The sequence below is a fragment of the Rahnella inusitata genome, assembly GCF_018288855.1.
GTDB classification, from domain to species: domain Bacteria; phylum Pseudomonadota; class Gammaproteobacteria; order Enterobacterales; family Enterobacteriaceae; genus Rahnella; species Rahnella inusitata.
The window spans coordinates 1,267,971-1,292,782 of sequence record NZ_CP065024.1; the positions used below are offsets into that span (position 1 = coordinate 1,267,971).

The 24,812-nt window shown below is 55.9% G+C and carries 16 protein-coding genes; 9 read left to right on the forward strand and 7 right to left on the reverse strand.

Annotated elements, in window-relative coordinates; translation table 11 throughout:
- Positions 1-405 precede the first annotated feature (405 nt).
- Genes I2123_RS05990 through I2123_RS06005 form a run of 4 tightly spaced genes read left to right on the forward strand, consistent with a single transcriptional unit; the run spans position 406 to position 9,467 of the window.
- Positions 406-1,698 carry an MdtA/MuxA family multidrug efflux RND transporter periplasmic adaptor subunit gene (locus tag I2123_RS05990; RefSeq protein ID WP_213051981.1) on the forward strand — a complete coding sequence of 431 codons (1,293 nt, stop codon included), beginning with the start codon at positions 406-408 and terminating at the stop codon, positions 1,696-1,698.
- Positions 1,695-4,904: an efflux RND transporter permease subunit gene (locus I2123_RS05995; RefSeq protein WP_213051982.1), complete on the forward strand. Its 3,210-nt coding sequence runs from the start codon at positions 1,695-1,697 to the stop codon at positions 4,902-4,904. The genes I2123_RS05990 and I2123_RS05995 overlap by 4 nt, the downstream gene beginning before the upstream one ends.
- The gene (locus tag I2123_RS06000) at positions 4,901-8,026 is read left to right on the forward strand and encodes an efflux RND transporter permease subunit (protein WP_213051983.1); all 3,126 of its coding nucleotides are present in this window, start codon (positions 4,901-4,903) and stop codon (positions 8,024-8,026) included. Before I2123_RS05995 ends, I2123_RS06000 begins: the two co-directional genes overlap by 4 nt.
- 58 nt (positions 8,027-8,084) lie before the next feature.
- Positions 8,085-9,467, forward strand: coding sequence for an efflux transporter outer membrane subunit (locus I2123_RS06005; RefSeq protein WP_208640487.1), 1,383 nt, complete (start codon positions 8,085-8,087; stop codon positions 9,465-9,467).
- Positions 9,468-9,543: 76 nt separating this feature from the next.
- Here the strand turns inward: I2123_RS06005 and I2123_RS06010 are convergent, their stop codons facing one another.
- Positions 9,544-10,737: a c-type cytochrome gene (locus tag I2123_RS06010; RefSeq protein ID WP_213051984.1), complete on the reverse strand. Its 1,194-nt coding sequence runs from the start codon at positions 10,735-10,737 to the stop codon at positions 9,544-9,546.
- Positions 10,734-12,644, reverse strand: a complete 1,911-nt coding sequence (locus tag I2123_RS06015) for an NAD(P)-binding protein (RefSeq protein ID WP_213051985.1) — start codon at positions 12,642-12,644, stop codon at positions 10,734-10,736. Before I2123_RS06015 ends, I2123_RS06010 begins: the two co-directional genes overlap by 4 nt.
- Before the next feature lie 349 nt (positions 12,645-12,993).
- Here I2123_RS06015 and I2123_RS06020 point away from each other — a divergent pair, with 349 nt between their 5' ends.
- The gene (locus I2123_RS06020) at positions 12,994-14,595 is read left to right on the forward strand and encodes a PTS transporter subunit EIIC (RefSeq protein ID WP_213051986.1); all 1,602 of its coding nucleotides are present in this window, start codon (positions 12,994-12,996) and stop codon (positions 14,593-14,595) included.
- Here I2123_RS06020 and I2123_RS06025 read toward each other — a convergent pair.
- Together I2123_RS06025 and I2123_RS06030 are read right to left on the reverse strand one after the other, a co-directional pair.
- Positions 14,592-15,332, reverse strand: coding sequence for a GntR family transcriptional regulator (locus I2123_RS06025; RefSeq protein ID WP_112165908.1), 741 nt, complete (start codon positions 15,330-15,332; stop codon positions 14,592-14,594). The two genes, I2123_RS06020 and I2123_RS06025, sit on opposite strands and share 4 nt — an antisense overlap.
- Positions 15,333-15,508: 176 nt before the next feature.
- Entirely contained in the window at positions 15,509-17,263 is a 1,755-nt protein-coding gene (locus I2123_RS06030) for an ABC transporter ATP-binding protein/permease (RefSeq protein ID WP_112165910.1), read from the reverse strand.
- A gap of 130 nt (positions 17,264-17,393) precedes the next feature.
- Here I2123_RS06030 and I2123_RS06035 point away from each other — a divergent pair, with 130 nt between their 5' ends.
- Positions 17,394-18,110, forward strand: a complete 717-nt coding sequence (locus I2123_RS06035; protein WP_213051987.1) for a tetratricopeptide repeat protein — start codon at positions 17,394-17,396, stop codon at positions 18,108-18,110.
- A 221-nt stretch (positions 18,111-18,331) separates the two neighbouring features.
- Here I2123_RS06035 and I2123_RS06040 read toward each other — a convergent pair whose 3' ends face one another.
- Positions 18,332-18,661 carry a DUF805 domain-containing protein gene (locus I2123_RS06040; RefSeq protein ID WP_112165915.1) on the reverse strand — a complete coding sequence of 110 codons (330 nt, stop codon included), beginning with the start codon at positions 18,659-18,661 and terminating at the stop codon, positions 18,332-18,334.
- A 295-nt stretch (positions 18,662-18,956) separates the two neighbouring features.
- Positions 18,957-19,832 carry an MBL fold metallo-hydrolase gene (locus I2123_RS06045; RefSeq protein ID WP_112165917.1) on the reverse strand — a complete coding sequence of 292 codons (876 nt, stop codon included), beginning with the start codon at positions 19,830-19,832 and terminating at the stop codon, positions 18,957-18,959.
- 117 nt (positions 19,833-19,949) lie between these two features.
- Here I2123_RS06045 and I2123_RS06050 point away from each other — a divergent pair, with 117 nt between their 5' ends.
- On the forward strand, positions 19,950-20,867 hold the full coding sequence (locus tag I2123_RS06050) for a LysR family transcriptional regulator (protein ID WP_112165919.1): 918 nt from the start codon (positions 19,950-19,952) through the stop codon (positions 20,865-20,867).
- Positions 20,868-21,203: 336 nt separating this feature from the next.
- Complete coding sequence (locus tag I2123_RS06055) at positions 21,204-22,367, forward strand: MFS transporter (RefSeq protein WP_112165921.1); 1,164 nt, start codon at positions 21,204-21,206, stop codon at positions 22,365-22,367.
- A gap of 54 nt (positions 22,368-22,421) precedes the next feature.
- On the opposite strand, the gene I2123_RS06060 is transcribed toward I2123_RS06055, so the two are convergent.
- Positions 22,422-23,351, reverse strand: coding sequence for a LysR family transcriptional regulator (locus I2123_RS06060; RefSeq protein ID WP_213051988.1), 930 nt, complete (start codon positions 23,349-23,351; stop codon positions 22,422-22,424).
- 133 nt (positions 23,352-23,484) lie between these two features.
- Between I2123_RS06060 and lysA the strand changes: the two genes are divergently transcribed.
- Positions 23,485-24,744 carry a diaminopimelate decarboxylase gene (gene lysA / locus I2123_RS06065; RefSeq protein ID WP_213051989.1) on the forward strand — a complete coding sequence of 420 codons (1,260 nt, stop codon included), beginning with the start codon at positions 23,485-23,487 and terminating at the stop codon, positions 24,742-24,744.
- Positions 24,745-24,812 lie beyond the last annotated feature (68 nt).

The following is a 24,812-nucleotide window of genomic DNA, read 5'->3' on the forward strand; positions in this document are numbered from 1 at the left end:
CGCAAACAATATAAATTATCAATGAATGCAATTTTCAGGATTTACCTCTACTTTTTTAAACCATTTGGGTGATGTGGTTGTTTGTTTTTCATGCTAAATCAGCGCATTCCTGACAAAATTCCGGGTGGCGTTGACAGTTCCTTAAAATTTTCTGCTCCCTTCTTCAACTTTCATTCTCATTTAGTCCTTAACATTGGCTACCTCTAAAGGCTAAATTAGCGGGTATAATTCATCCGGATGATTGAAATACATATTCTTAATTACTAACGAAATCTTTACGGTGTCCTAAAAACAGCCACCCGTGGTTTTCAGGGATAATGGTTTTGCGCCGAACAATAAAATCTCTGGTTGAAGGTCATTTTTCAGCTGTTTTCTCCTCATCAATACTGCGAAATCAAGAAATTTATGCTGCCGACTGCCTCATCTCGCTCTAAAAAACGCACCTTCGTGTGGGTTATCATCGCCATCATCATTGCGGCGATCCTGGTCTGGTTCTTTGCTTTTCATCAGAGTTCGTCCGAATCCGCGGGTAAAAAAGGACCGGGACGCGGCGGTATGCGCGCCATGCGCGGCCAGATGATGATGGGGATGGATACGCCGGTGCAGGCCGGAAAAGCCACGCAGGCGGATGTGCCAGTCTATCTGCGTGCGCTGGGTACCGTGGTGGCCAACGCCACCGTGACGGTCACCAGCCGGGTCGATGGCCAGCTGATGAAGGTGTATTTCACCGAAGGGCAGAAAGTTGAGCAGGGGCAGTTGCTGGCGCAGATTGATCCGCGCAGCTATCAGGCGACGCTCGAGCAGTATCAGGGCTCCCTGGCGCAGAATCAGGCGCTGTCGAGAAGTGCCGAACTGACGCTGGCGCGTTACCGCAAACTGTATGCGCAGGACTCTTTAGCGCGTCAGGATCTGGAAAGCCAGATAGCGACCGCCGGGCAGTACGCCGGGGCGATGAAAGCCGATCAGGCGCAAATCGATGCCGCAAAACTGAATCTTGAGTTTGCGAAAATCACCGCACCGGTCAGCGGCCATGTCGGGTTACGTCTGGTCGATCCGGGCAATATGGTCACCAGCAGCTCAACGACCGGTATCGTCACCATTACCCAGACGCAGCCGATTGCTGTCACCTTCAGCGTGCCGCAAAGCAATCTGCAAACCCTGCTCAAAGCGCTGCGCGGCGGCAATAAACTGCCGACCACCGCCTTTAATCAGGACGGCAGCGAAGTGCTCGATCAGGGCCAGCTGCAATTTATCAGTAATGAAATTGATAGCAGCACCGGCAGTATCAAGCTGAAAGCGCTGTTCAACAATGCGGATGAAAAACTCTATCCGAACCAGTTTGTTAACGCCCGCTTACAGGTTTCCACGCTTAAAGATACCACCGTTATTCCGGCTGCGGCGTTGCAGCTGAGCAGTAACGGCGATTTCGTGTACGTGATTAAAGCTGATAACACCATCGAGCGCCGCGCCGTGAAATCCGGGCCGGACTTCGGTGACAATCAGGTAGCGATTTTGTCCGGCGTGAAGCCGGGCGAACAAGTGGTAACAACCGGGATTGATCGCCTGACCAACGGCGCGAAAGTGCAGGTGGTGACCGCCAATACCGAAGATGCTGCCGCCGCCGGTTCTTCGAAAGCGCGTGAGCAAGGCGCTGGCGTCGATAAAGCCACAACCGGTAAAGACAGCGGGCCGAAATGAATCCTTCACGCCTCTTTATTCAAAGGCCGGTCGCGACCATTCTGCTGATGGTCGCCGTGCTGCTGTCGGGCATTTTTGCCTACAACATGCTCTCGACGTCGGCGCTGCCGCAGGTCGATTACCCGACCATTCAGGTGACCACGCTCTATCCGGGTGCCAGCCCGGACGTAATGGCGTCGGGCATTACCGCGCCGCTTGAACGCCAGCTCGGCCAGATGGCGGGCCTGAGCCAGATGTATTCCACCAGCGCGAGCGGCTCTTCGATCATCACGCTGAAATTCTCGCTGGATCTCTCTCTCGACGTCGCCGAGCAGGAAGTGCAGGCCGCGATCAACGCCGCCGACAGTCTGCTGCCGAACGATTTACCCAATCCGCCGACCTATAAAAAGGTGAACCCGGCGGATGCCGCGGTGCTGACGCTGGCCGTCACTTCCGAATCACTGCCGCTGACCAAAGTGCAGGATCTGGTCAATACCCGTGTAGCGCTGAAGCTTTCGCAGATCTCCGGCGTTGGCATGGTGACGCTGGCGGGCGGGCATCAGCCTGCCATACGCGTGCAGGTCGATCCGCGTAAACTGGCGGCGCACAACCTCACGCTGGAAACCATTAACACGTTGATCGGCAACAGCAACGTCAACGGCTCCAAGGGCGGTTTCGACGGTCCGCATCATTCGATCACCATTGATGCTAACGATCAGCTGCGCACCGCGTCTGAATACGCCAACCTGATTGTGACTTACGAAAACGGCGCTGCGCTGCGTTTACGCGATATCGCCACGCTGTCTGAAGCGCCTGAAAACCAGTATCTGTCTGCGTGGGCGAATAAAGAACCGGCGATCATTATCAGCGTTCAGCGTCAGCCCGGCGCCAACGTGATTCAGGTGGTGGATGCGATTAAGACCCAGTTGCCGAAATTGCAGGAAGCGCTGCCGGATTCGGTCAAAGTCAGCATTCTGTCTGACCGGACCCAGACCATCCGTGCCTCGATAAGCGACGTTCAGTTTGAGCTGTTGCTGTCGATTGCGCTGGTGGTGATGGTGACTTTCCTGTTCCTGCGCAACGTGGCGGCGACGCTTATCCCAAGCGTTGCCGTGCCGCTGTCGCTTATCGGCACATTTGGTGTGATGTATCTGTGCGGCTTCAGCCTGAATAACTTGTCGCTGATGGCGCTGACCATTGCTACCGGCTTCGTTATCGATGACGCCATCGTGGTGGTGGAAAACATTTCGCGACGGCTGGAAGAGGGCGAAACCCCGATGCAGGCGGCGCTGAAAGGCTCCAAGCAGATCGGTTTCACCATCATTTCCCTGACCTTTTCTCTTATTGCCGTCCTGATCCCGCTGCTGTTTATGGGGGATGTCGTGGGGCGCCTGTTCCGCGAATTTGCCATCACGCTGGCGGTGTCGATACTGGTGTCGATGGTCGTCTCTCTGACGCTCACCCCGATGCTGTGTGCCTATTTACTGCGCCACACTCCGGAAGACAAACAGAGCAAGTTCTACCGCAAGGGCGGGGAGTTTTTCGACAAATTGATCGCCGGTTATGACCGGATGCTTATCGTGGTGCTCAATCACCAGAAGATAACCCTGCTGGTCGCCGCCGCTACCTTAGTCTTCACCGCGCTGCTGTATGTGATTGTGCCAAAAGGCTTCTTCCCGTCGCAGGATACCGGGATGATTCAGGGCATTACGCAGGCGTCGCAGGACGTGTCCTTTGGCGAAATGGGGCGTCGTCAGCAGTTACTGGCTGCCGCTATCCTTAAAGATCCCGACGTCGAAAGCGTCGCGTCAACCATTGGCGTGGACGGCAATAACACCAGCCTGAACAGTGGCCGCTTGCAGATCAGCCTGAAATCTTTTGATGAACGCAGCGAACGTGCGCCGGCGATCATCGAACGTCTGAAACAGGAAACCGCCGGTGTGCCCGGCATCGAACTGTATTTACAGGCATCGCAGGATCTGACCGTTGACGATCAGGTCACGCCGAGCCAGTACCAGTTCACGCTGGATGATTCCGACAGCGAAAATCTGGTGGAATGGACGCCGAAACTGCTGGCCAAACTCAGCGAGCAGCCGGAATTCAGCGATGCAGTCAGCAACCTGCAAAATCAGGGGCAGATAGCCTACGTGGAATTAGATCGCGACGCCGCAGCGCGTTACGGCATTACCGCGTCAGACGTCGATACCGCGCTGTACAACGCCTTCGGCCAGCGTCTGGTCTCCACCATCTTTACCCAGGCCAACCAGTATCGCGTGGTGCTGGAAGTCGCGCCGCAGTTCCAGCAGTCTCCGGCCTCGTTCGATGACATCTATCTGGCAAGCAACGTCACGACGTCAGCCACCAGCAGCACAACCTCGAACAGCAACGCGGCGTCCTCAACGACCACCGCATCCGGCAGTTCGACGTCGTCCACCAGCACCAGCAGTTCCAGCAATGGCATGGTGAAACTGACGTCGATCGCCAAAATCCACATGCGCACCGGCGCGCTGTTGCAGGCGCGACTGAACCAGTTCCCGGCGGTGACGGTGTCCTTCAACCTCAACGACGGCTATTCGCTGGAGCAGGCGCAGCAGGCGATCAAAACCACCGTAGCGGATATCGCGATGCCGGACAGTATTACGCTGCGTTATCAGGGCGCGGCGGCCTCGTTTGAAAGTGCCACCGGTAACACGTTGTGGCTGATCCTCGCCGCGTTGCTGACCATGTACGTGGTGCTCGGCATTCTGTACGAAAGCTTTATCCATCCGGTGACTATTCTTTCCACGCTACCGTCGGCGGCGGTTGGCGCGCTGTTGTCGCTGATCTTTGCCGGAACGGAATTCAGTTTGATCGCGTTGATCGGCGTGATCCTGCTGATCGGGATCGTGAAAAAGAACGCCATTATGATGATCGACTTTGCGCTGGAAGCGGAAAACAAGCAGGGATTATCGCCGCGTGAGGCGATCCATCAGGCCTGTTTACTGCGTTTTCGTCCGATCATGATGACCACCATGGCCGCGCTGCTCGGTGCATTGCCGCTGATGCTGGCGAGTGGATCCGGCGCGGAACTGCGCCAGCCGCTCGGGCTGGTGATCGTCGGGGGTTTGATCTTCAGTCAGATCCTGACGCTGTTCTCGACGCCGGTGATCTACCTGATGTTCGACAACCTCTCGCACCGCTTTAATCCGCGCCACCGTCGTGCCGCGCAGCGGGCAGATAACCGATGAACATCTCACGCTTCTTTATCCTGCGCCCGGTCGCCACCCTGCTGCTGACGCTGGCGGTTCTGCTGCTCGGCCTGCTCGGTTATCGTTTATTGCCGGTCGCGCCGCTGCCGCAGGTGGATTTCCCGACCATTCTGGTCAGCGCCAGTTTGCCGGGAGCCAGCCCAGAAACCATGGCGGCTACCGTCGCCACGCCGCTGGAAAGGGCGCTCGGGCAGATCGCGGGCGTCACCGAAATGACCTCGCGCAGCTCGCAAAGCTCCACCAGTGTCATTTTGCAGTTCGATTTAGATCGCGATATTAACGGCGCAGCGCGCGACGTGCAGGCGGCGATCAACGCTTCCCGCGCGTTATTGCCAAGCAGCATGCCGTCGCTGCCGACCTATCGCAAAGCCAACCCGTCGGATGCGCCGATCATCATGCTGGCGCTGACCTCGGCCACGCGCAGCAAGGGCGAGCTGTACGATATCGCCTCCAGCCAGCTGCAACAGAAAATTGCGCAGGTGAACGGCGTCGGGCAGGTCTCGCTGGTGGGCTCCGCGCTGCCGGGCGTACGTATTGATTTGCGCCCGGAAGCGGTCACCTCTTACGGCATTTCCCTCGACACCATTCGTTCAGCCATTGCCAACAGCACCAGCAACCTGCCGAAGGGGCTGCTGCAAGGCTCGAATCAGTCCTGGATGATCGAGGGCAACGGCCAGCAAAGTACCGCAGCACAGTACAAAACGCTGATCATCACCTACATCAACGGTTCGGCGATCCGCCTCAGCGACGTCGCCAATGTTTACGATTCGGTCGAAGACAAATACAACGTCGGCTATTACAACAGCACGCCGTCGGTGATGATCGGCGTCACGCGTCAGGCGGGCGCGAACATGCTGGAAACCATCGAGGCAATCAAAGCTGCGCTGCCGCTGATGAAAGAAAGCTTGCCGGGCGACGTCCAGCTTAATCTGGCGCTTGACCGCTCGCCGAACGTCTCCGCTTCCCTGCGCGATACCGAAATGACCTTGCTGGAAGCCACGCTGCTGGTGATCGCGGTGGTGTTTGTTTTTCTGCGCAACTGGCGTGCGGTGCTGATCCCCGCGCTGGCACTGCCGGTTTCTTTAATCGGTACCTGCGCGGTGATGTACCTGCTTGGCTACAGCCTCGATAACCTGTCGCTGATGGCGCTGATTATCGCCACCGGCTTTGTGGTTGATGACGCCATCGTGGTGCTCGAAAACATTACGCGGCATATCGAAGAAGGAATGGGGCCGGTGCGTGCGGCTATCAAAGGCGCGCAGGAAGTCAGCTTTACTGTGCTTTCCATGACGCTGTCGCTGATCGCCGTGTTTATCCCAATCCTGCTGATGGGCAGCATCGTCGGGCGTCTGTTCCGCGAATTCGCGGTGACGCTCAGCGTCTCGCTGATTATTTCTATGCTGGTCTCGCTCAGCCTGACGCCGATGCTTTGTGCGCGTTTTCTCACGCGTAAACCACCGGTGGAAAAACGTCAGCCGCGCATTTATCGCATGATCGAACGCGGGCTCAACAAGCTGCTGGCCGCCTATTCGGTGGCGCTCGGCTGGGTGATGCGTCATCAGCTGATCACTCTGGTCGGGCTGTTCCTGACCGTGCTGCTTAACTTCTATCTGTATACCGTGGTGGAAAAGGGCTTCTTCCCGGATCAGGACACCGGCATGTTGATGGGCATGTTGCGAGCGGATCAGAACACTTCGTTCCAGTCGATCCAGCCGCAGGTGCTGAAATACAGCAAGATCATCCAGGACGATCCGGCAGTGGAAGCGGTAATGAGCTCAGCGGGCAGCGGCGGGTTTGGATCACGCAATACCGCCACGTTCTTCGTTCGCCTGAAAGATTTCGATAAACGCACCGCCAACGCCAATCAGGTGGCTAACCGCCTGATGATGGAAACCGCTAAAGTCCCGGGATCGCAGCTGTTCCTGATGGCGGCGCAGGACTTGCACATCGGCGGACGCAGCGCTAACGCCCAGTATCAGTACAGCTTACAGGCTGACGATCTTTCCCTGCTGCGCGAGTGGGCACCGAAAGTGAAAGCGGCACTGGCAGCGCTCCCGGAACTGACCGGCGTCGATTCCGACTCGCAGACCGGCGGGCAGGAAGTGATGCTCAATATCGACCGCGACCGTGCCACGCAGCTCGGCGTTAACGTGAGGATGATCGATACATTACTCAATAACGCTTTCAGCCAGCGGCAGATTGCGACTATCTACAAAACGCTTAACCAGTATCACGTGGTGATGAACCTGACCTCGGATTACACCGGCAATCCTGACGTGCTGAATCAGCTGTATGTGGTGACCGACGCAGGCAAGCAGATCCCGCTGTCGGCCTTTACCTCGTTCAGCGGCGCAAATGCACCGCTCTCGGTGGCGCATCAGGGGCAGACGGCAACCACGACCATCGCCTTCAACCTGGCCGACGGTTACGCGCTGGAACAGGCGCAGATTGCGCTGAAAACTGCGATGGCGAAAATCGGTTTGCCGGATACCATTCAGGGCAGTTATGCCGGTACGGCGCAGGCGTTCCAGGCGCTGGCCAGCTCGATGCCGTGGCTGATTCTGGCGGCGCTGGCGGCGGTGTATATCGTTCTCGGTGTGCTGTATGAAAGCTATATTCATCCGCTGACCATTCTCTCAACGCTGCCGTCTGCCGGGCTTGGCGCGCTGCTGCTGATGCTGATGACCGGCACACAGCTGACGGTGATTGCGCTGATCGGGATCCTGTTACTGATCGGCATTGTGAAGAAGAATGCGATCATGATGATCGACTTCGCGCTCGATGCCGAACGCCGCCTCGGCCTCTCGCCACAGCAGGCGATCACCCAGGCTTGTCTGATGCGTTTCCGCCCGATCCTGATGACCACGCTGGCGGCGTTCTTTGGCGCATTGCCACTGGCGCTCGGCAGCGGCGGCGATGCAGATCTGCGCAGCCCGCTGGGGCTGGCAATCGCCGGTGGTCTGGCACTGAGCCAGATCCTGACGTTATTCACCACGCCGGTGGTGTACTTGTATATGGATCGCACGAGCCGGGCGACGCATCGCTTATGGCATCGCCTGCGCCCGCACACAGCGTCGCCGGAGGTCAGTTCACATGACTGATAAAACAATGAATTCTTACCCTGAAGCGAATCTGATGACTTTGCAAAAATCCCGTACTATGGCGTCCCGACTTGTTCCGCTGGCGCTGGCTATAATGGTCAGCGCCTGTACCGTCGGGCCGGATTACCAGCGGCCTGACGTCGCCATGCCCACGGCGTTTAAAGAAGCCAAAGGCTGGACGGCGGCGATCCCTAAAGATAACCAGAGCAAAGGCGACTGGTGGACGGTGTATCAGGATCCGGAGCTGTCTTCGCTGCTGAGTCAGGTGCAGATTTCCAACCAGAACGTCGCGCAGTACGCCGCGCAATACCGTCAGGCGCAGGCGTTAGTCACCCAGGCGCGTTCGGATCTCTATCCTTCCGTCGATGCCTCTGTTGGCAGCACGCGCAGCGGCACGTCATCGACCGTCACCAAAAATCAGTCGGCTGAACTCAGCGCCAGCTGGGAGCTGGATCTGTGGGGCAAACTGCGCCGTTCGGCAGAAGAGCAGGACGCCAGCGCGCAGGCCAGCAAGGCCGATCTTGCCGACGCCACGCTCAGCGCGCAGTCCGAACTGGCGCAGGATTACTTCCAGCTGCGGGTAATGGATCAGCAGATCGCGCTGTATCAGCGCAGCATCGAGGCGTATCAGCGTTATCTGACCGTCATCCAGAATCAGTATGAAGGCGGTAACGCCTCACGCGCCACGCTGGCGCAGGCCCAGACGCAGCTGGAAAGCACCAAAGCCTCAGCGCTTGATCTGCAATGGCAGCGTGCCCAGCTGGAGCACGCTATCGCGGTGCTTGTCGGCAAACCACCGGCGCAGTTCAGCCTCGCCGCGCGCGACGTCAAACTGACTCTGCCGCAGATCCCGGATGCCTTGCCTTCGCAGCTGTTGCAGCGCCGACCTGATATCGCCGCCGCTGAACGCACCATGGCGTCTTCCAACGCCGCTGTCGGTGTTGCTACTGCCGCTTATTACCCGGATCTGACCTTAAGCGCCAGCGGCGGATTTGCCAGCTCTGCCTTCCATAACCTGTTCTCACTGCCGAACCGCGTCTGGTCTTTAGGCCCGGAACTCAGCCAGACGGTACTGGATTTTGGTTCGACCCGTGGCAAAGTCGCCCAGGCGGAAGCCGCCTATGACGCCGACGTCGCCGGTTATCGCCAGAGCGTGTTAACCGCGATGCAGGAAGTGGAAGATTATCTGGTGGAATTAAATACGCTGGACAATGAGCTCATCGCCCGCCAGAACGCCGCCGATTCCGCCAAAGAATCCGCACGCGTGACCTACAACCAGTATCAGGCCGGGATGATTGATTATCTTGACGTCGCCAGTACCGAGAATACCAGCCTGACCCAGCAGCAAAGCGTCCTGTCGCTGGTCAGCACTCAGATGGTCACCAGCGTCAAGCTTATCGCCGCGCTGGGCGGTGGCTGGAACGGAGATGTGGGTAAATAATGAGTGGTGAAGTGGATGGCTAAACCCCGTCCCGGCGTCCCCTTTCGCAAGGGAAACGCCGGGACGGGGTGTTAGTTTATCGGCTATCTTGTGACTTCCCTGCTTTGCGCGCTTTCGCCACATCCTCTGGCGTAACGATGGCCGCGTGATTTCCCCAGCTGGCGCGCAGAGTGTTGGTTAATTCTGCGGCCTGTTCGTCAGTCAGCGTCCAGCCGTAGGCGGGCATGGTGTCAGACATATGCGCTGCCGTCACCGGCGTCTGGCCACCGTATAGGATCACCCGCAGCAACGTTTGCGGATTTTCAGCGTTGACCGTCAGATTGCCCGCCAGCGCCGGGATCGTATAGTCTTTCCCGCCGCCGTTCACACCGTGGCAGGTTGAGCAGTAGCGCATAAACGTCTGCTGCCCGGCCTGTGTCGCGACGGCAATTTTCGCGGGTTTATCCTGTGGCTCCGCTTTGAGACTTAGCAGATATACCGCCATGCTGTTGAGATCTGCATCGGTCATAAACTGCGTGCTATTAGTGATCACTTCGCCCATCGGACCGCTGACGGCGTCGTGCGCGTTACGACCCGTTTTCAGCAGCGTGACCAGCTCCGGCTGGCTGACCCTGAGGCCGCGCAGCGAAGGCGCGGACCAGCCGTCAAGTTCACCGCCGCTCAGAAACGCCGTACTCTGATCGTCGACCGCTTTCTCCTGCTGCGCCCAGCCGCGTGGCGTATGGCAGGCACCGCAGTGTCCGGCGCCCTGCACCAGATACGCGCCACGGTTCCATTCGGCACTTTTATCGGCCTGTGTGGTGTATTCGCCTTCTTCGAGGAAAATGCTGTTCCATACGTGCAGTGGCCAGCGGACAGACATGGGCCAGCTGATATCATTCTCGCGGTTGGCGACCGGCTGGGGTTGCACCTCTTTCATCAGATAGTCGTACAGCGCGTGCATATCTTTGCCGCTCATTTTCACGTACGAGGTATACGGCATGGCCGGATACAGCGGATGCCCGTCTTTGGCGATGCCCTGACGCATGGCTTTGTCGAACTCCTCAAAGCTGTAGCCGCCAATGCCGAATTTCACGTCTGGCGTGATGTTGGTCGAGTAGATTTCACCGAGCGGCGTCGCAAAACGCACGCCACCCGCCAGGTTCGCCCCTGTCGATGACGTATGACAGGCCGCGCAGTCGGCGGCCTTAGCGACATATTCTCCTTCGGACATCGCCATCGCAGATCCTGCCATCGCCATCAGTGTGGCGAAAATCATCAGCTGTTTCATGCGTTCACCTTCTTCATGGCTGTCAGTTCGTTCACTGCGCGCCACGCCTGATCCACCGCTGAGTTAGCGTACGGGCTCCAGTCGGAATCTGAGTTGGCGATAGTGATGCGCCCGACCGGCTGGCGGGCGAGCTGAATGGTTTTCTGCGATTGCTCCTCATCGTCGAACATCCCGCTGAGGAAGTAGGAATAGCCGTGCGACCAGCGGTTGACGGTGATCGCCATGATGTCGCGCTGATGGTCAAAACCCGCCTCGCCGAACATGCCCTGGAGCTGATCGCGGATCATTTTTTCATGCGCATCAAACGAGGTTCCGAGCAACAGCGCACGGCCTTTGCGCGACTGCTCGCGCGGGCTGAGGCCGCTGCCAGGCAGCGTCGGCACATAGACCATGTGCAGACCAATCGGTTGATTCGGATCGCGCGGATGCTGATAACCGCCCATATCCACCGGATAATCCAGCTTCACGCGGCTGTAAGGCGCACCGGGGGAGTAGATTTCGTGAACGCCAAGTTTGATAAACGGCTGCCAGTTGCGGATAACCACTTTGGTATACACTAGCGGCGCTTTGACGTTTTCCTTCAGCGCCGCTTTTTGCGCGTCGGCAATCTCCGGCACCAGGTACGGGATCATCATATTGTATCCGGCCATCACTGCCTGTCCGGCGCGGACGCGGTGCAGCTGCGAGCCGGTCATGTAAGTCACCTCAACTGCCGGTTTCCCCTCATGCTCCACGTTGGCGACGTGCATTCCGGTGCTGTTCAGGCGCAGACGCACCGGCTGCCCGTTCTTATCGAGCTGGCTGTAATCGAATTTCGCGAGCACGATATCTTCCATCGTATTGCCCGGCGCGACCTGCGGGATCAGATGACGCACCATCAGGCGCGCCAGACCGGCATTGCCGTCCGGGAAGTGGAAGATGTACGGCTGGTCGAGATCTTCCAGCGATTCGGCATCCAGCGGCGGTAATCCCATGCTTTCCAGCCCCGGCAGGGCGCAGATGCGTGCATCGCTGCACGAGGTGGCATCAATTCCGACTGCCTGAAAATCATTGGTGCGCTGTTGGAAATAACGGATTGCCATCTCACTCAGCCCGACTTTTTCACGCAGGAATTGCGTATAGCTGTGTCCGTCCACCCAGGCGACTTTCTCTTCCTGACTCATCCCGTGCAGATAATCTTTCTCTTCGGTATGCAGGGCGATAAGCGCTTTACGGTCAGATTCCGGCAGGGGAAAATCATTGATGAAATCGCGGATATCGCGCCCGTTGAGGCGATCCGGCGGAATATCATCGGCCACTGCGCGGCCCGGATCGCCGCTGACGATTTTATCGACGCCAAAGTTTTTGCGGTCAAAGTACACGCCACGGCTCAGGTGCAGATCCGGATAGAACGTCTGATCGAAGTCCTTCGCCATCGTTTCGATATCGACGTTCAGCGTTTTCAGCAGGCCCATCGCCACCGGGCTGAAGTTGGTGCGTGGCGACTGGAAAGACTCGCTGCCGCCATAACCGAGCAGCGTTTTATCTTCGACATGAAATTCATTACGCTTGGCGTGTCCGCCGAAATCATCATGGTTATCCAGCAGTAAAATCCGCTGTTGCTTGCCATGCTGTTCCTGCCAGAAACACGCCGCCGCCAGCCCGCTGATCCCGGCACCGACGATCACCAGATCAAACTCGTCCTCCACCGGTAAACTGGAAGGATCGACCTTTTTGCCTTCGCGCCCGAGAATATGCGCCGCCTCGTAAGAGCCCTGATGATTCCCGCGCAACCCGGTCAGGGAAGGCGGGTAATACAGCGTCTGCGCCGCCGTTTGCGGCGATGCTTTCAGTGCCTCAAACGGCGTCATACCGGCAGTTACGGTAATTGCCACACCATTTAAAAAATCACGACGAGTGATACCCATGTTGTTTCCTTAAATTGCTCACCATCAACCCGCGCCGAAGCAGCGCGGCAAAAGTCTTACGCTTAAAAATGTCTCAATGTTTTAACAATTTTAACATATAGAGCGACTTAGGGAGAGTGACGGAGGGCGCAAATGAGGAAGGAGAGGATTTGATGAGTGGTTGGTGAGTGTTGGGGGGTATTAATGGCTGCGTTGTGCTGAGATTATTAAATCTATCCCGCCTCTCTCATCTTCCCGCAAAAAATGTGATCCCTTTCATACTCCTGACTGCTATGTCTATACAACTATACATTCTATGACTTAACTCAATGAAAGTGTGTTTTTTCGCCAGTGACCTGAGGGGATACAGATGATGAAACTTGGCAGCAAGATCCACGATCTGGGGAAAGCCCTGATGACGCCTATCTCGGTGATCGCCGCCGCCGGGATTTTCCTGGGGCTGGCCGCCGCGTTGCAGAACCCGTCGGTAACCGGCGAAGCGTTCACGCAGATGAAAACGTTACAGCTGGTGATCGGGTTTATCCGGCAGGTGTCCGGCGCGTTGTTCGCTAATCTGCCGCTGTTCTTTGCGGTGGCGACCGCGATGGGTCTGGCCAATGCAGAGAAGGCCACGGCGGCCTTTTCCGCAGTGATCGGCTTTGTCGGGTTGCACGTCGGGGTTAATTATAGCCTGCTGGCGCAGGGAATTACGCCGGAAACCATTACCGTTGCGAAGCTCACCGCGAAAGGCATGACCGAAAGCGATGCGATGATTTACGCGGCGGAGTTCACCAACACGCTGGGCATTTTCACCTACAACATGAGCGTGCTGGGTGGTGTGCTGGTCGGGCTTATCACCATGTGGCTGCATAACCGGTTCTATACCATCGTGCTGCCTACGGCCATCGCCTTCTTCGGTGGACGGCGTTTTGTGCCGATCGTGACCATTCTGGTGCTGCCGATCGTCGGTGTACTGATGTCGCTTATCTGGCCGACAGTTGCGCAGGGGATCCAGTGGGTCGGCGAGCTTATCGGGAGAACCGGCGAGGTCGGCACCTTTATTTATGCCACCTCTGAGCGGTTGCTGATCCCCACTGGTCTGCATCACATCATCAACGAAACCGTGCGCTTTACGCCAATTGGCGGGGTGACGACGGTAGATAATCAAAGCATCGTCGGCGCGCTCAATATCTTCAACGCCGCACTGGCGAATCCGGGCATGATCTCTGACGCCGTGACCCAGCAGGCGACGCGCTTCCTGGCGCAGGGCAAAATTCCGGTGATGATGTTTGGCTTACCGGCGGCGGCGCTGGCGATGTATCACTGCGCGCGTCCCGAGCATAAAGGTCGGGTAAAAGCGCTGATGCTGGCGGGTGGGCTGGCGTCGTTTACCACCGGGATCACCGAGCCGTTGGAGTTTTGCTTCATCTTCGTCTCGCCGGTGCTGTATATCCTGCACGCCGTGCTGACCGGACTCTCTTTCGTGCTGATGCAAATGTTCCATGTGATGATCGGTAATGTGCAGGGCGGGGCGATCGACTTCCTGATCTTCGGCGTGCTCGGCGGCAGCAAAACACATTGGTGGTATCCGCTGATCCTCGGGATACTTTACGCGCCGCTGTACTACTTCAGCTTCCGCTGGGTGATCCTGCGCATGCAGGTGAAAACACCGGGGCGGGAGGATGAGAACGATGCCGAGGAGCGCGCTAAACCGGCGCAGGGTACCGGTGAAAAAACTAAAAATATTATTATCGGGCTGGGCGGTGAGGGGAATATCACGGCGGTCGATTGCTGCTTTACCCGTCTGCGCGTGAAGGTGAAAGATATGTCACAGGTGCAAGATGGCACGTTGATGAAAACCGGGGCGGCAGGCGTGAAACGGATTACTGAAACTGACGTGCACGTAATTTACGGCCCGCAGGTCGAACAGGTCGCAAATCTGGTGAAGGCAGAGCTTTCCGGTATCGCCTAACTTTTGACTTTGGCATGGACGCTGAAGCCGTAGTTTTTCTGGTTGTAGTACACGTCGGAGACTTCAAACAGCGAACCGTCGGTAAAGGTGACGATGGCGTGAGAATGGAGCACCGGCTGGTCACGCGACAAATTCAGCGCGAGTCGGATCTCGTTAGAAGGCAGTTCTGCTGAAATCAGTTTGGTGCTGCCCGAGGGCTGAAAACCTTTCGAGCGGATATAGGCGTATTTCGAGGAGGTCATCGCCGCACGGGTGATATCCTGGAAACGTTCGCACAGCATCCAGCACTGTTCGTACACAAAAGGCTCATCGCCGAGCAGGCGCAGCCGGATCATGAAATAGACTTCCGTACCTGCGGGGACATTCAGTTCAGCAGCAATACTTTCACTCGCAGGGATGCGGCGAAACTCGAGCACCTGATTTTCAATTCGCTGATTATTTTCCTGTGCCACTTCGCTGGCGGTTAGATGCCGGTCCAGCGGCAAAATGATTTTCTGCTGTTTTGGCGGCTCGACCACGAAGGTCCCTCGCCCGCGAAAACGCGCTACCCTGCCCTGACGCACCAGATAATCCACCGCTTTTCGCGCGGTCATGCGTGATACGCCGTAAATCTCACACAGCGCCGCTTCCGTAGGGATCGGATCACCGGGTTTGATGTCGCCTGCACTGATTTTTTCGGTCAGCTGCTGCTCAATTTGCAGGTAGAGCGGCGTGAACGAATTCTTATCAATTTTCATCAAACCTCCGGTCACTAAATAATAGCTGTTAAGAATAATTGTATAGCCGGGTATACATTTGAACAAATTGTGTTGCGGGTTTTGTGCGCTGAAATGGGTTATGAAAGCAAAAAAAAAGGTTGCTGTTATCAGCAACCTTTATACGCTTCGATAGTTTGTTACGCGGGCGTCAGACGCTATTCAGGCAGAACGGCGCTCGAGGTAAATCCGCACGGACCGTTTTCCTGATTTTTGAAACGCCAGCAGTTCTGATGGTACTTCGCCACCGTGTTACGGTGCGCAACGCTGATGACCGACGTTTCCGGCAGTTCGCTCAGCAGTAACGCATAAACCCGATGCTCAGTTTCTTCATCCATTGCGCTGGTAGCTTCATCAAGGAACAGCGTATCTGGCTTGATAAGCAGTGCGCGGGCAAACGACAGACGCTGCTGCTCGCCCGGCGACAGGCGCTGGCTCCAGTTGGCATAATCATCGAGCATGGCGACCGAAGCCAAGTGCGGCAGACGGCATTGCTCCAGCACGCGCAGCAGTTGCTCGTCGGTATATTCGCGGCTGGCATCCGGATAACTCAGCGCATCGCGCAGGGTGCCGATCGGAATATAACTACGTTGCGGCAGGAACAGGTAACGCTTGCCCTGTGCCAGCGAGATATTGCCTGCGCCGTAAGGCCAGATACCCGCAATGGCGCGCAGCAGCGTAGATTTACCGCAGCCGGAAGGGCCGGCAATCAGTACACGTTCGCCCGGTTTCATGTCGGCAGAAACGTTGCAGAACAGCGGGCTGCCGTCCGGCAGATTCAGCGTCAGATTATCGAGTTTCAGCGCATGTTCCGCGCTTTCACCGACGTTTATGCCACGTGGCTGAGCGTTAACCTGATCAATCGCGGCGTTAAAACCTGCCAGACGGTTAACGGTCGCTTTCCAGTTGGCCAGATCGGTAAAGGCATCAATAAACCATGACAGCGCACCCTGCACCTGACCGAACGCCGAAGCGATTTGCATCAGCGCCCCCATCTGGATAGCACCGGCAAAATAGCGCGGGGAAGCAACCAGAATCGGGAAGATATTGGCAAACTGACCGTAGAAGTTGGAGGCAATATTCAGGCGACGGGTGACGCGCATGATCGACCACCAGTTGGTTTTGATCGAATCAAACTTGCCGGAAAGCTGGTCGCGTTCGTTTTTCTCGCCGTGGTACAGCGCGATAGCGTCGCTATTTTCACGGATACGGATCAGCCCGAAACGGAAGTTCGCCTCGAACCATTCCTGATTAAATCCGAGTTTGACCAGCGGTTTACCGATCCACCAGATGATGAAGGAACCCAGCGCCGCATACAGCAGGGCGAACCACACCATGTAGCCGGGAATGTCGAAATGATGGCCGGCGAACACGAAGTTGAGCGGGCCACTGATCGACCACAAAATAAAGACGAAGGAGAACAGCGTGACAACGCTCGACAGCAACCCGAGAACCAGTGAAAGTGTGCCGCTGGTCAGGGCATTCAGGTCATCAGAAATACGCTGATCGGGGTTATCCACCTGATGCTGGTACTCCGTGTAATAATAGGCGTGATTGGTCAGCCACTTCTCCATATACTCTTCTGTCATCCAGCGTCGCCAGCTCATTTGCAGGCCCTGCGTCAGGTAAACCCTGTACACCGCAATGACGATGAAAAGCAGTGCCAGCCAGGTGAATTTCCACAGCTGGGCTTTGAAAACTGGGTAGTTTCTGTTTTGCAGCGCATCGTAAAATACGCGGTTCCATTCGTTTAGCAGGACGCTGATGTAGACGGTTGCCAGTGAGAGGATAACGATCGTGGCCAACATGCCCCAGGCACGCCACTTTTCTTCTGAGCGCCAATAAGGCTTAATCAATTGCCAGACGGCGCCCCATTGCGCCGATTTCCCAGGTTTTTTAGTCATAATTGCCATGTTTAATCGATATGTTGTGAAGCCTAATCATCCCAGAATGAGTGCCTTAGCGCGATAGGGCAATAAAGTACTTGTAAGGATGTTTTTCCAGCACGAAGCTCTGTAGACCACAAAAGTAGAAGGATGTTTGATGAAAGTCGCAGTGAATTTTCTGCTGGTGGCAGGATGTTTTACCAGCGTTCAGGCCTTTGCTCAGATTGATGAGCCGGACATTAACGCCGATTGCGTGAAAGCGGGTATTTATGCCTCTGCCGGAAAAGTGGCGTACCAGCAGGGCGAATTCGCCAAAGCGCGCGAAGTTTTCCGCAATCAGGTGGCTTGGAGCGAATTCTGCCACAAGCCACAGGATCAGATTGCCACGGCGTACAACAACATCGCGCTGACCTACATCCGTCAGGGCAATTACCGCAAAGCCAAAGCCTGGCTGATGCTGGCGCCTGCTGACAAAAAATCACAATACAACCTCAGCCAGATCCAGCCAAAACTCGATGCGCTGCCAAAACCCGAGAGCGCGGCGGGCGAATACTGGCAATACGCCGGTTATGGCAGTTGGAATCTGGTGGACGTCAAAGCCGAAGAGGCACAGTTTAAAATCGACTTCTCCGGTCAGTATATGGGGCAGATGTCGCTGTACTACGGCCCTAACATCGGCGAATTCTCGGTGGTGACCGCGATTAAAGACAATCACGCGGTTTATCATGAAGCCGATGACGCCTCAGCGGGTGAGGGGCAATGTACGGTAGAGATGAACTTCGCCGATGAAAACGTCAGATTGCACACCACCGGCGACTGCGGTTTCGGGCATAACGTGCAGGCCGAAGGGGAATTTGTACGGGTAACGCCGTAAGTTCTGCCTGCGACAGCCATTAAAAAAACCCGCGTTATGCGGGTTTTTGCGTTCAGACCAGCCGGTGTAATCCGCTGATATCCACGGTTTGTTCTGCAATCCATAAAAGGGTGTTGCGTATGGCGCAGCACCCTATATGAAAATGTGATCTTTAGACGTTCGCGCCGTAAAAATTCTTAAACCATAAATCGGATGCAGGGCTGGTACCCACACACGCGAGTTTACCGGGCAATATCTGCCGGGCGGAGGCCGAAACGGTTGTCATCTTCACTTGCGAAAAACAAGACGATTAAATTGAAAATGGGGCAGAGAACCCACCATCCGCTGTAACCGGCATCGTGGATCCTGCGAATCGTTACGGCCAGACCAGGCAGGAAGATAAATAAAGAATAGAGGCCGGATATTACATATTCATCTCCCAGTAAACTTGCGATCAAACTTAATGCTATGGAAATAAGGAAATTAAACATTGAGAACCACCAGTACTCACTTCTGGGTGCGCGGCCAGAAAAACAGGTGTAATTTTTAAGTACCTTCAAATACCAATTCATAATATTCCTTTATATAAGACAGGGTCAGGCTAGCCTGTGTGAATGACAGGATTCATGGGCCTTGAGGTGGGGGAGTGCTATCTGGCGGGAGTCTAATATGGGGAACGTAAGGGTTCAATTTATAAATACTAAGTCAGAGTTGTTTAATAATGGATTTTTGATTTTTTTCGGAAAATCATAAGGTTAAATCCATGAAAGTATTTAACACGGTTATTTCTTAATGATTTTAAAATAAAAAAAAGGCGGGAAATAATCCCGCCGCTTTATTCATTCAATTATACGGAAAATGTATTTATTAAGGCCATTGCATTTCCCCTTTCAATACTTTCGCGCTCAACTGTAATGAAGAATCGTCTTTCAGCTGCGGATAATGTTTTTTCATCGCGGCAACCAGTGCGGCGGAATCTTTAGCTTTCGGCAGCTCTTTTTCCAGCGTCAGCAGATAATTGCGGGTGAATTTCACCGCTTCAAGCGTATGCGGCGCGCCCGGCAGGAAATGCCCCGGCACGACAACATCAGGTTTCAGACCGGCGATTTCATCCAGTGCTTCTACCCACTGCTTACGGGATTTCGCCGTCTGGGTGTCTGCTGTCCAGACGTGCATGTTGTCGCCGTTGACCAGTACACCGCCAGCGACGGCTTTCAGTGAAGGAATGTAGACAAAGGTGCGCGCGGCATCGACGCCTTTCACCTCAAATTTGTGTCCTTCCAGCTCGAACGAACTGCCTTTCAGCGGCTGCGGGACGATCACGGATTTTGGCGCATTCTCTTTCAGTTGCGGACCCCAGAAAGCGACTTTGCCGTCTTTGCTGGCGTTGATCAGATCGATGGTCGCCTGCGTGGCGACGATGTTTGCCTCCGGGAACGCGGCGTGGATCACGTCCAGCCCGAAGTAGTAATCAGGGTCTGACTGGCTGATGTACACCGTGGTCAGTTTTTTGCCGGTGGCCTTAATTTTTTCGACCAGTTTTTCGGCGTCGTTACGCTGGAACTGGGCGTCGATCAGTACGGCTTCTTTCTCGCCGGTGATAATTTCTGAAGATACCGGGAAGATAGCACTTTCGCCCGGATTGTAGACCTCCATTTTCAGCACGGTAGCGGCATGAGCGGACAGGCTGGTGCTGAGCAGGGCGGCAATCAGGGTCAGTGGTTTTAAGAGATCAAGACGCATAACGTTTCCTCAGGGGCATAAAAATAATCACGTTCAGTAAGCATCTACTGTACGTTGCATAATCCGCGAGAAAAACAGGATAATGCGCAATTGTTTGTTGCATAAATCGGACGAATCATGGACAGAATTACCGCTGCACAAGTGTTTGTTGCCATTGTTGAACGCAAAAGTATGGTCGGCGCCGCCGAATCGCTGAATATGTCGCGGGCGATGGTGACGCGTTATCTGTCGGAGATGGAGAAGTGGTCCGGCGCGCGGCTGCTGCACCGTTCCACCCGCAAACTCAGCCTTACCGATGCCGGTGAAAATACGCTGGCGCGCTGCCGCAAGATGCTCGCGGTGGCGGCGGACATGGGCAGCGTGGCGGATACTTCCGACGAAGCGTTGCGCGGTTTACTGCGCCTGAGCTGCTCGCAGTCTTTTGGGCAGGGCGCGGTGGTGATTGCCGTCAGCGAGTTTTTGCGACGACATCCGCAGGTGAGTATCGATCTTCAGCTGGAGAGCCGGGCGATCAATCTGGTGGAAGATCGCATCGATCTGGCGCTGCGCATCACGAACGACCTGGATCCAAACCTGATCGCCCGCCCGCTTGCGCTGTGCCCGTCGGTGGTGTGCGCGTCTCCGGCCTATCTCGCGGCGCAGGGCACGCCGCAGCATCCGCAGGATCTGAGCGTGCATAACTGCCTGACGTACTCCTATTTCGGCAAAAGCCTGTGGCAGTTTGAGCTGCAGGGCGAAAAAATTTCGGTGCCGGTAAGCGGCAATCTCAGTGCCAATGAATCACTGGTATTGCTGACCGGCGCGGTGGAGGGTGCGGGGATCGTCATGCAGCCTTACTATTCGGCGGCCCCGCTTATTGCCAGCGGGCAGCTGGTTTCGTTACTGGAAAACTGGCAGCCGCAGGAGATGGGAATTTATGCGATTTATGCCTCGCGGCGGCAGATGCCTGCGGCGTTGCGCGCGCTGCTCGATTTTCTGGTGGAATGGTTTAAAGGCCATCCGCGCTGGCTGTCATTGAGCGGGCAGAAAGACTGAGCCACGGTAAAGACGTCAGCCCGCTGGGAACGGTTCCTTTTTGACATCTTTACTCACATTTGTTTAATACTTTGATATTCAAAACCTTAACTAAAATGCCTGCCCTTTTCAGGGCGCAGGGCACAGACTGCGTATGGTCAAAAGTGTGATCTGCATGGTATTTCTGTAAAGGGAAACCAGCATAAAAACCATAAAACACACAAGGTTATCGATTCCTGTCGCTGCTGATTTGCTGTCTGATTTTCTTATTTTTTTGTTTCGCCAGACTGACTTTTTAAAGTCCGTCCGGCTGAGCGTCGTTCAAAAATTGGTTAAATATAATATCGGGGAGTTGTTATGCCTGTTGCACTTCTGGCACTGGCGCTAAGCGCGTTTGCCATCGGGACTACTGAATTCGTCATCATGGGGCTGCTGCCCAACGTGGCGGGTGATCTGAATGTCAGTATCCCGTCGGCCGGGTGGCTGATCAGCGGATATGCGTTGGGCGTGGCGATCGGTGCGCCGATCATGGCGGTGCTGACCGCGAAACTGCCGCGCAAAAATACGCTGTTGCTGTTAATGGGCATCTTTATTTTCGGCAACGTGATGTGCGCCCTGTCGTACAGTTACGGTTTCCTGATGCTGGCGCGCGTGATCACCGCACTGTGCCACGGCGCGTTCTTCGGGATTGGCGCGGTGGTGGCGGCGAGTCTGGTGGCACCGAACCGTCGTGCCTCTGCGGTGGCGCTGATGTTTACCGGTCTGACCCTGGCGAACGTATTGGGCGTTCCGCTGGGTACCGCGCTTGGCCAGGCATTCGGCTGGCGTTCAACGTTTTGGGTCGTCGCCGTTATCGGCGTGGCGTCGCTGTTCGCGCTGTATAAAAAGCTGCCGGATAAAAAAGAAGAAGAACCGACGGACCTGCGCAAAGAAATCCGCGCGCTGGGCAGCCTCGGCCTTTGGTTGTCTTTGTCGATCACCATTTTCTTCGCGGCGGCTATGTTTGCGCTGTTTACTTATATCGCGCCAATCCTGACCGAAATCACCGGCGTTTCAGAGCACGGTGTCAGCTGGACGTTGCTGCTGATCGGTCTCGGCCTGACTATCGGTAACGTGGTCGGCGGGCGTCTGGCGGACTGGCGTCTGGGTGTTTCTCTGACCACCACGTTCCTGCTGATCGCCGTGTTCTCGGTGCTGTTCAGCTACACCAGCGTTCATCTTGTGGCGGCGGAAATCACCCTGTTTATCTGGGCGATGGTCAACTTTGCGGCGGTTCCGGCATTGCAGGTGAACGTGGTGACCTACGGCAAAAACGCGCCGAATCTGGTCTCGACGCTGAACATTGCGGCATTTAACGTCGGCAATGCGCTGGGCGCCTGGGTGGGCGGTGCGGTGATCGAACGCGGCATGGGTCTTAGCAGCGTGCCTCTGGCGGCGGGTGGCCTCGGTGCCATCGGCTTCGTGCTGTGCGTGATAACTTTCCGTCGTGCGGCAAAAAAGACTGAGAAAGTCGTCGCGTAATATCCGATTGATGCAATGAAAAGGCCACACAGAATCTCTTCTGCGTGGCCTTTTTTATCGGATGGACGAAACTGCCAGCTCCAGCCGCTCGGCAAACCGTTGTGCCTGCTGATGACAGTGTTCGCTAAAGAGAGTAACCAGTGCGGAAGCGGGGCGATGCAAGGGTTTGATCAGGCTGACGGTGAAAGGCACGGCAATGCTGAATTCGCGGATCACCACGCCGTTTTCGGCATAGTCTAAGGCGGTCAGCGGGTTGACTATCGACACGCCCGCGCCCGCGCGCACCATGCTACAGACCGATGCGGCGCTGTGCGTCTCCATGACCAGTCGCCGCGCGACGTGCTGCTCGGCAAACAACGTATCGAGAAGCTGACGGTAACTGTCTGTCGCCGATAAGCTGATGAAATTCAGGCCGCTGAAATCCTGCGGTGTCAGGCATGGCTTTGCCGCCAGCGGATGCCCTGGAGGCAACACGCAAACTTCGTTGAGCGTCAACAGCGTCTGGCGTTCGGTACCGGCAGGCGTCTGGGTATTTTCGGTCAGCCCTAAATCGTGGCGCTGCGCCGACAACCATTCCTCCAGCAGCGGCGACTCCTGCGGCACAATATTGAAACTGACGTCAGGGTATTTATCCAGAAAGGGTTTGCAGACCGCCGGCAACAGCGACTGGCTGAACACCGGCAGGCAGGCGATGGACAGTTGCGCCTGCTCAAACTGGCGGATGCCCTCTGCCGCGCTGACGATCCTCTCCAGCCCGTAATAGGATCGCTGCACCTCTTCGAATAAACGTAATCCCTGCACCGTCGGGTACAAACGCCCGCGCAGACGCTCGAACAGTTGTAAATTCAGCAACTTTTCGCAGCGCGCAAGTTCGCGGCTGACGGTCGGCTGCGAGGTGTTGAGCAACGCGGCGGCTTCCGTCAGGTTACCGGTGGTCATCACAGCATGAAAAATTTCGATATGGCGCAGGGAAATGGCGGGCATGATTTTCATCCGGATGATGAGCAATAAGTCATATCATAAATGAATAGACTTGCCTGAAATAGATATTTTATCGCAACCGTGTATCACGGCATACTGAGGGAAATAGACACGATCTCACCTGACGGAAAACCTTATGCCACGCGCCCTGAACGACACCACTACCGCGCTTAACGCCGAAAATTTACTGGCTCTTACCCAACAGTTTGGCTGCCCGGTCTGGGCATATGATGCGGAAATCATCAAAGCGCGCATTGCGCAGCTGCGTCAATTCGACGTCATCCGTTTTGCGCAAAAAGCCTGTTCGAATATTCACATTCTGCGCCTGATGCGCGAGCAGGGCGTGAAGGTGGATTCTGTTTCTCTGGGTGAAATCGAACGCGCACTGGTGGCCGGTTTTATTCCGGGCCGCGAGCAGAGTGAAATTGTCTTTACCGCCGACGTGATGGATCAGCCGACGCTTGAACGCGTGACCGCGCTGGATATCCCGGTCAATGCCGGTTCCATCGACATGCTGAGCCAGATTGGGCAGCAGAAAACCGGACATCCGGTGTGGCTGCGTGTGAATCCGGGCTTCGGCCACGGCCACAGCCAGAAAACCAATACCGGCGGCGAAAACAGTAAACACGGGATCTGGTATGCCGATTTACCGCAGGCGCTGGCAGAAATCAGCCGTTACGGCCTGAAACTGGTTGGGATCCACATGCACATCGGATCCGGCGTAGACTATGGTCATCTGGAGCAGGTGTGTGATGCGATGGTGCGTCAGGTGATTGAAACCGGACAGGATATTGAAGCAATTTCCGCCGGTGGTGGCTTGTCGATTCCGTACCATTTTGAGGAAGAGTCCATTGATACTGGCCATTACTTTGGTCTTTGGAACCTCGCCCGTGAGCAAATCGCCGCGCATCTGGGGCATGACGTAAAACTGGAAATCGAACCGGGACGCTTCCTGGTGGCGGAATCCGGCGTTCTGGTGGCACAAATCCGTGCGGTGAAAAATATGGGCAGCCGTCACTTTGTGCTGTGCGACGCAGGTTTCAACGATCTGATGCGCCCGGCGATGTACGGCAGCTATCACCACATTTCGCTGTTACCGGCCGATGGCCGCCAGCTTGATGGGCAACCGCTGACGGATTCGGTAATCGCTGGCCCGCTGTGTGAATCCGGCGATGTCTTTACCCAGCAGGCAGGCGGAGGCGTCGAAACTTTCCCGCTGCCACCGGTTAACATCGGCGATTATCTGGTATTCCACGATACCGGCGCGTATGGCGCATCTATGTCATCCAACTACAACAGCCGTCCGCTCTTGCCGGAAGTGTTGTTTGAGAATGGCGTACCGCGTGTGATTCGTCGCAGACAGACGGTGGAAGAGCTGCTGGCTCTGGAGCTGTAATTTTTTTTCTCCCTCCCCGGCAAAGGGGAGAGTTGGGGTGGGTATTACAAAAAAAATCATGTGGTTGA

Coding starts and splice junctions, on each gene's coding strand:
- I2123_RS05990 (WP_213051981.1), top strand. CDS start 406: ATGCTGCCGACTGCCTCATCTCGCTCTAAAAAACGCACCTTCGTGTGG.
- I2123_RS05995 (WP_213051982.1), top strand. CDS start 1,695: ATGAATCCTTCACGCCTCTTTATTCAAAGGCCGGTCGCGACCATTCTG.
- I2123_RS06000 (WP_213051983.1), top strand. CDS start 4,901: ATGAACATCTCACGCTTCTTTATCCTGCGCCCGGTCGCCACCCTGCTG.
- I2123_RS06005 (WP_208640487.1), top strand. CDS start 8,085: ATGGCGTCCCGACTTGTTCCGCTGGCGCTGGCTATAATGGTCAGCGCC.
- I2123_RS06010 (WP_213051984.1), bottom strand. CDS start 10,737: ATGAAACAGCTGATGATTTTCGCCACACTGATGGCGATGGCAGGATCT.
- I2123_RS06015 (WP_213051985.1), bottom strand. CDS start 12,644: ATGGGTATCACTCGTCGTGATTTTTTAAATGGTGTGGCAATTACCGTA.
- I2123_RS06020 (WP_213051986.1), top strand. CDS start 12,994: ATGATGAAACTTGGCAGCAAGATCCACGATCTGGGGAAAGCCCTGATG.
- I2123_RS06025 (WP_112165908.1), bottom strand. CDS start 15,332: ATGAAAATTGATAAGAATTCGTTCACGCCGCTCTACCTGCAAATTGAG.
- I2123_RS06030 (WP_112165910.1), bottom strand. CDS start 17,263: ATGGCAATTATGACTAAAAAACCTGGGAAATCGGCGCAATGGGGCGCC.
- I2123_RS06035 (WP_213051987.1), top strand. CDS start 17,394: ATGAAAGTCGCAGTGAATTTTCTGCTGGTGGCAGGATGTTTTACCAGC.
- I2123_RS06040 (WP_112165915.1), bottom strand. CDS start 18,661: ATGAATTGGTATTTGAAGGTACTTAAAAATTACACCTGTTTTTCTGGC.
- I2123_RS06045 (WP_112165917.1), bottom strand. CDS start 19,832: ATGCGTCTTGATCTCTTAAAACCACTGACCCTGATTGCCGCCCTGCTC.
- I2123_RS06050 (WP_112165919.1), top strand. CDS start 19,950: ATGGACAGAATTACCGCTGCACAAGTGTTTGTTGCCATTGTTGAACGC.
- I2123_RS06055 (WP_112165921.1), top strand. CDS start 21,204: ATGCCTGTTGCACTTCTGGCACTGGCGCTAAGCGCGTTTGCCATCGGG.
- I2123_RS06060 (WP_213051988.1), bottom strand. CDS start 23,351: ATGCCCGCCATTTCCCTGCGCCATATCGAAATTTTTCATGCTGTGATG.
- lysA (WP_213051989.1), top strand. CDS start 23,485: ATGCCACGCGCCCTGAACGACACCACTACCGCGCTTAACGCCGAAAAT.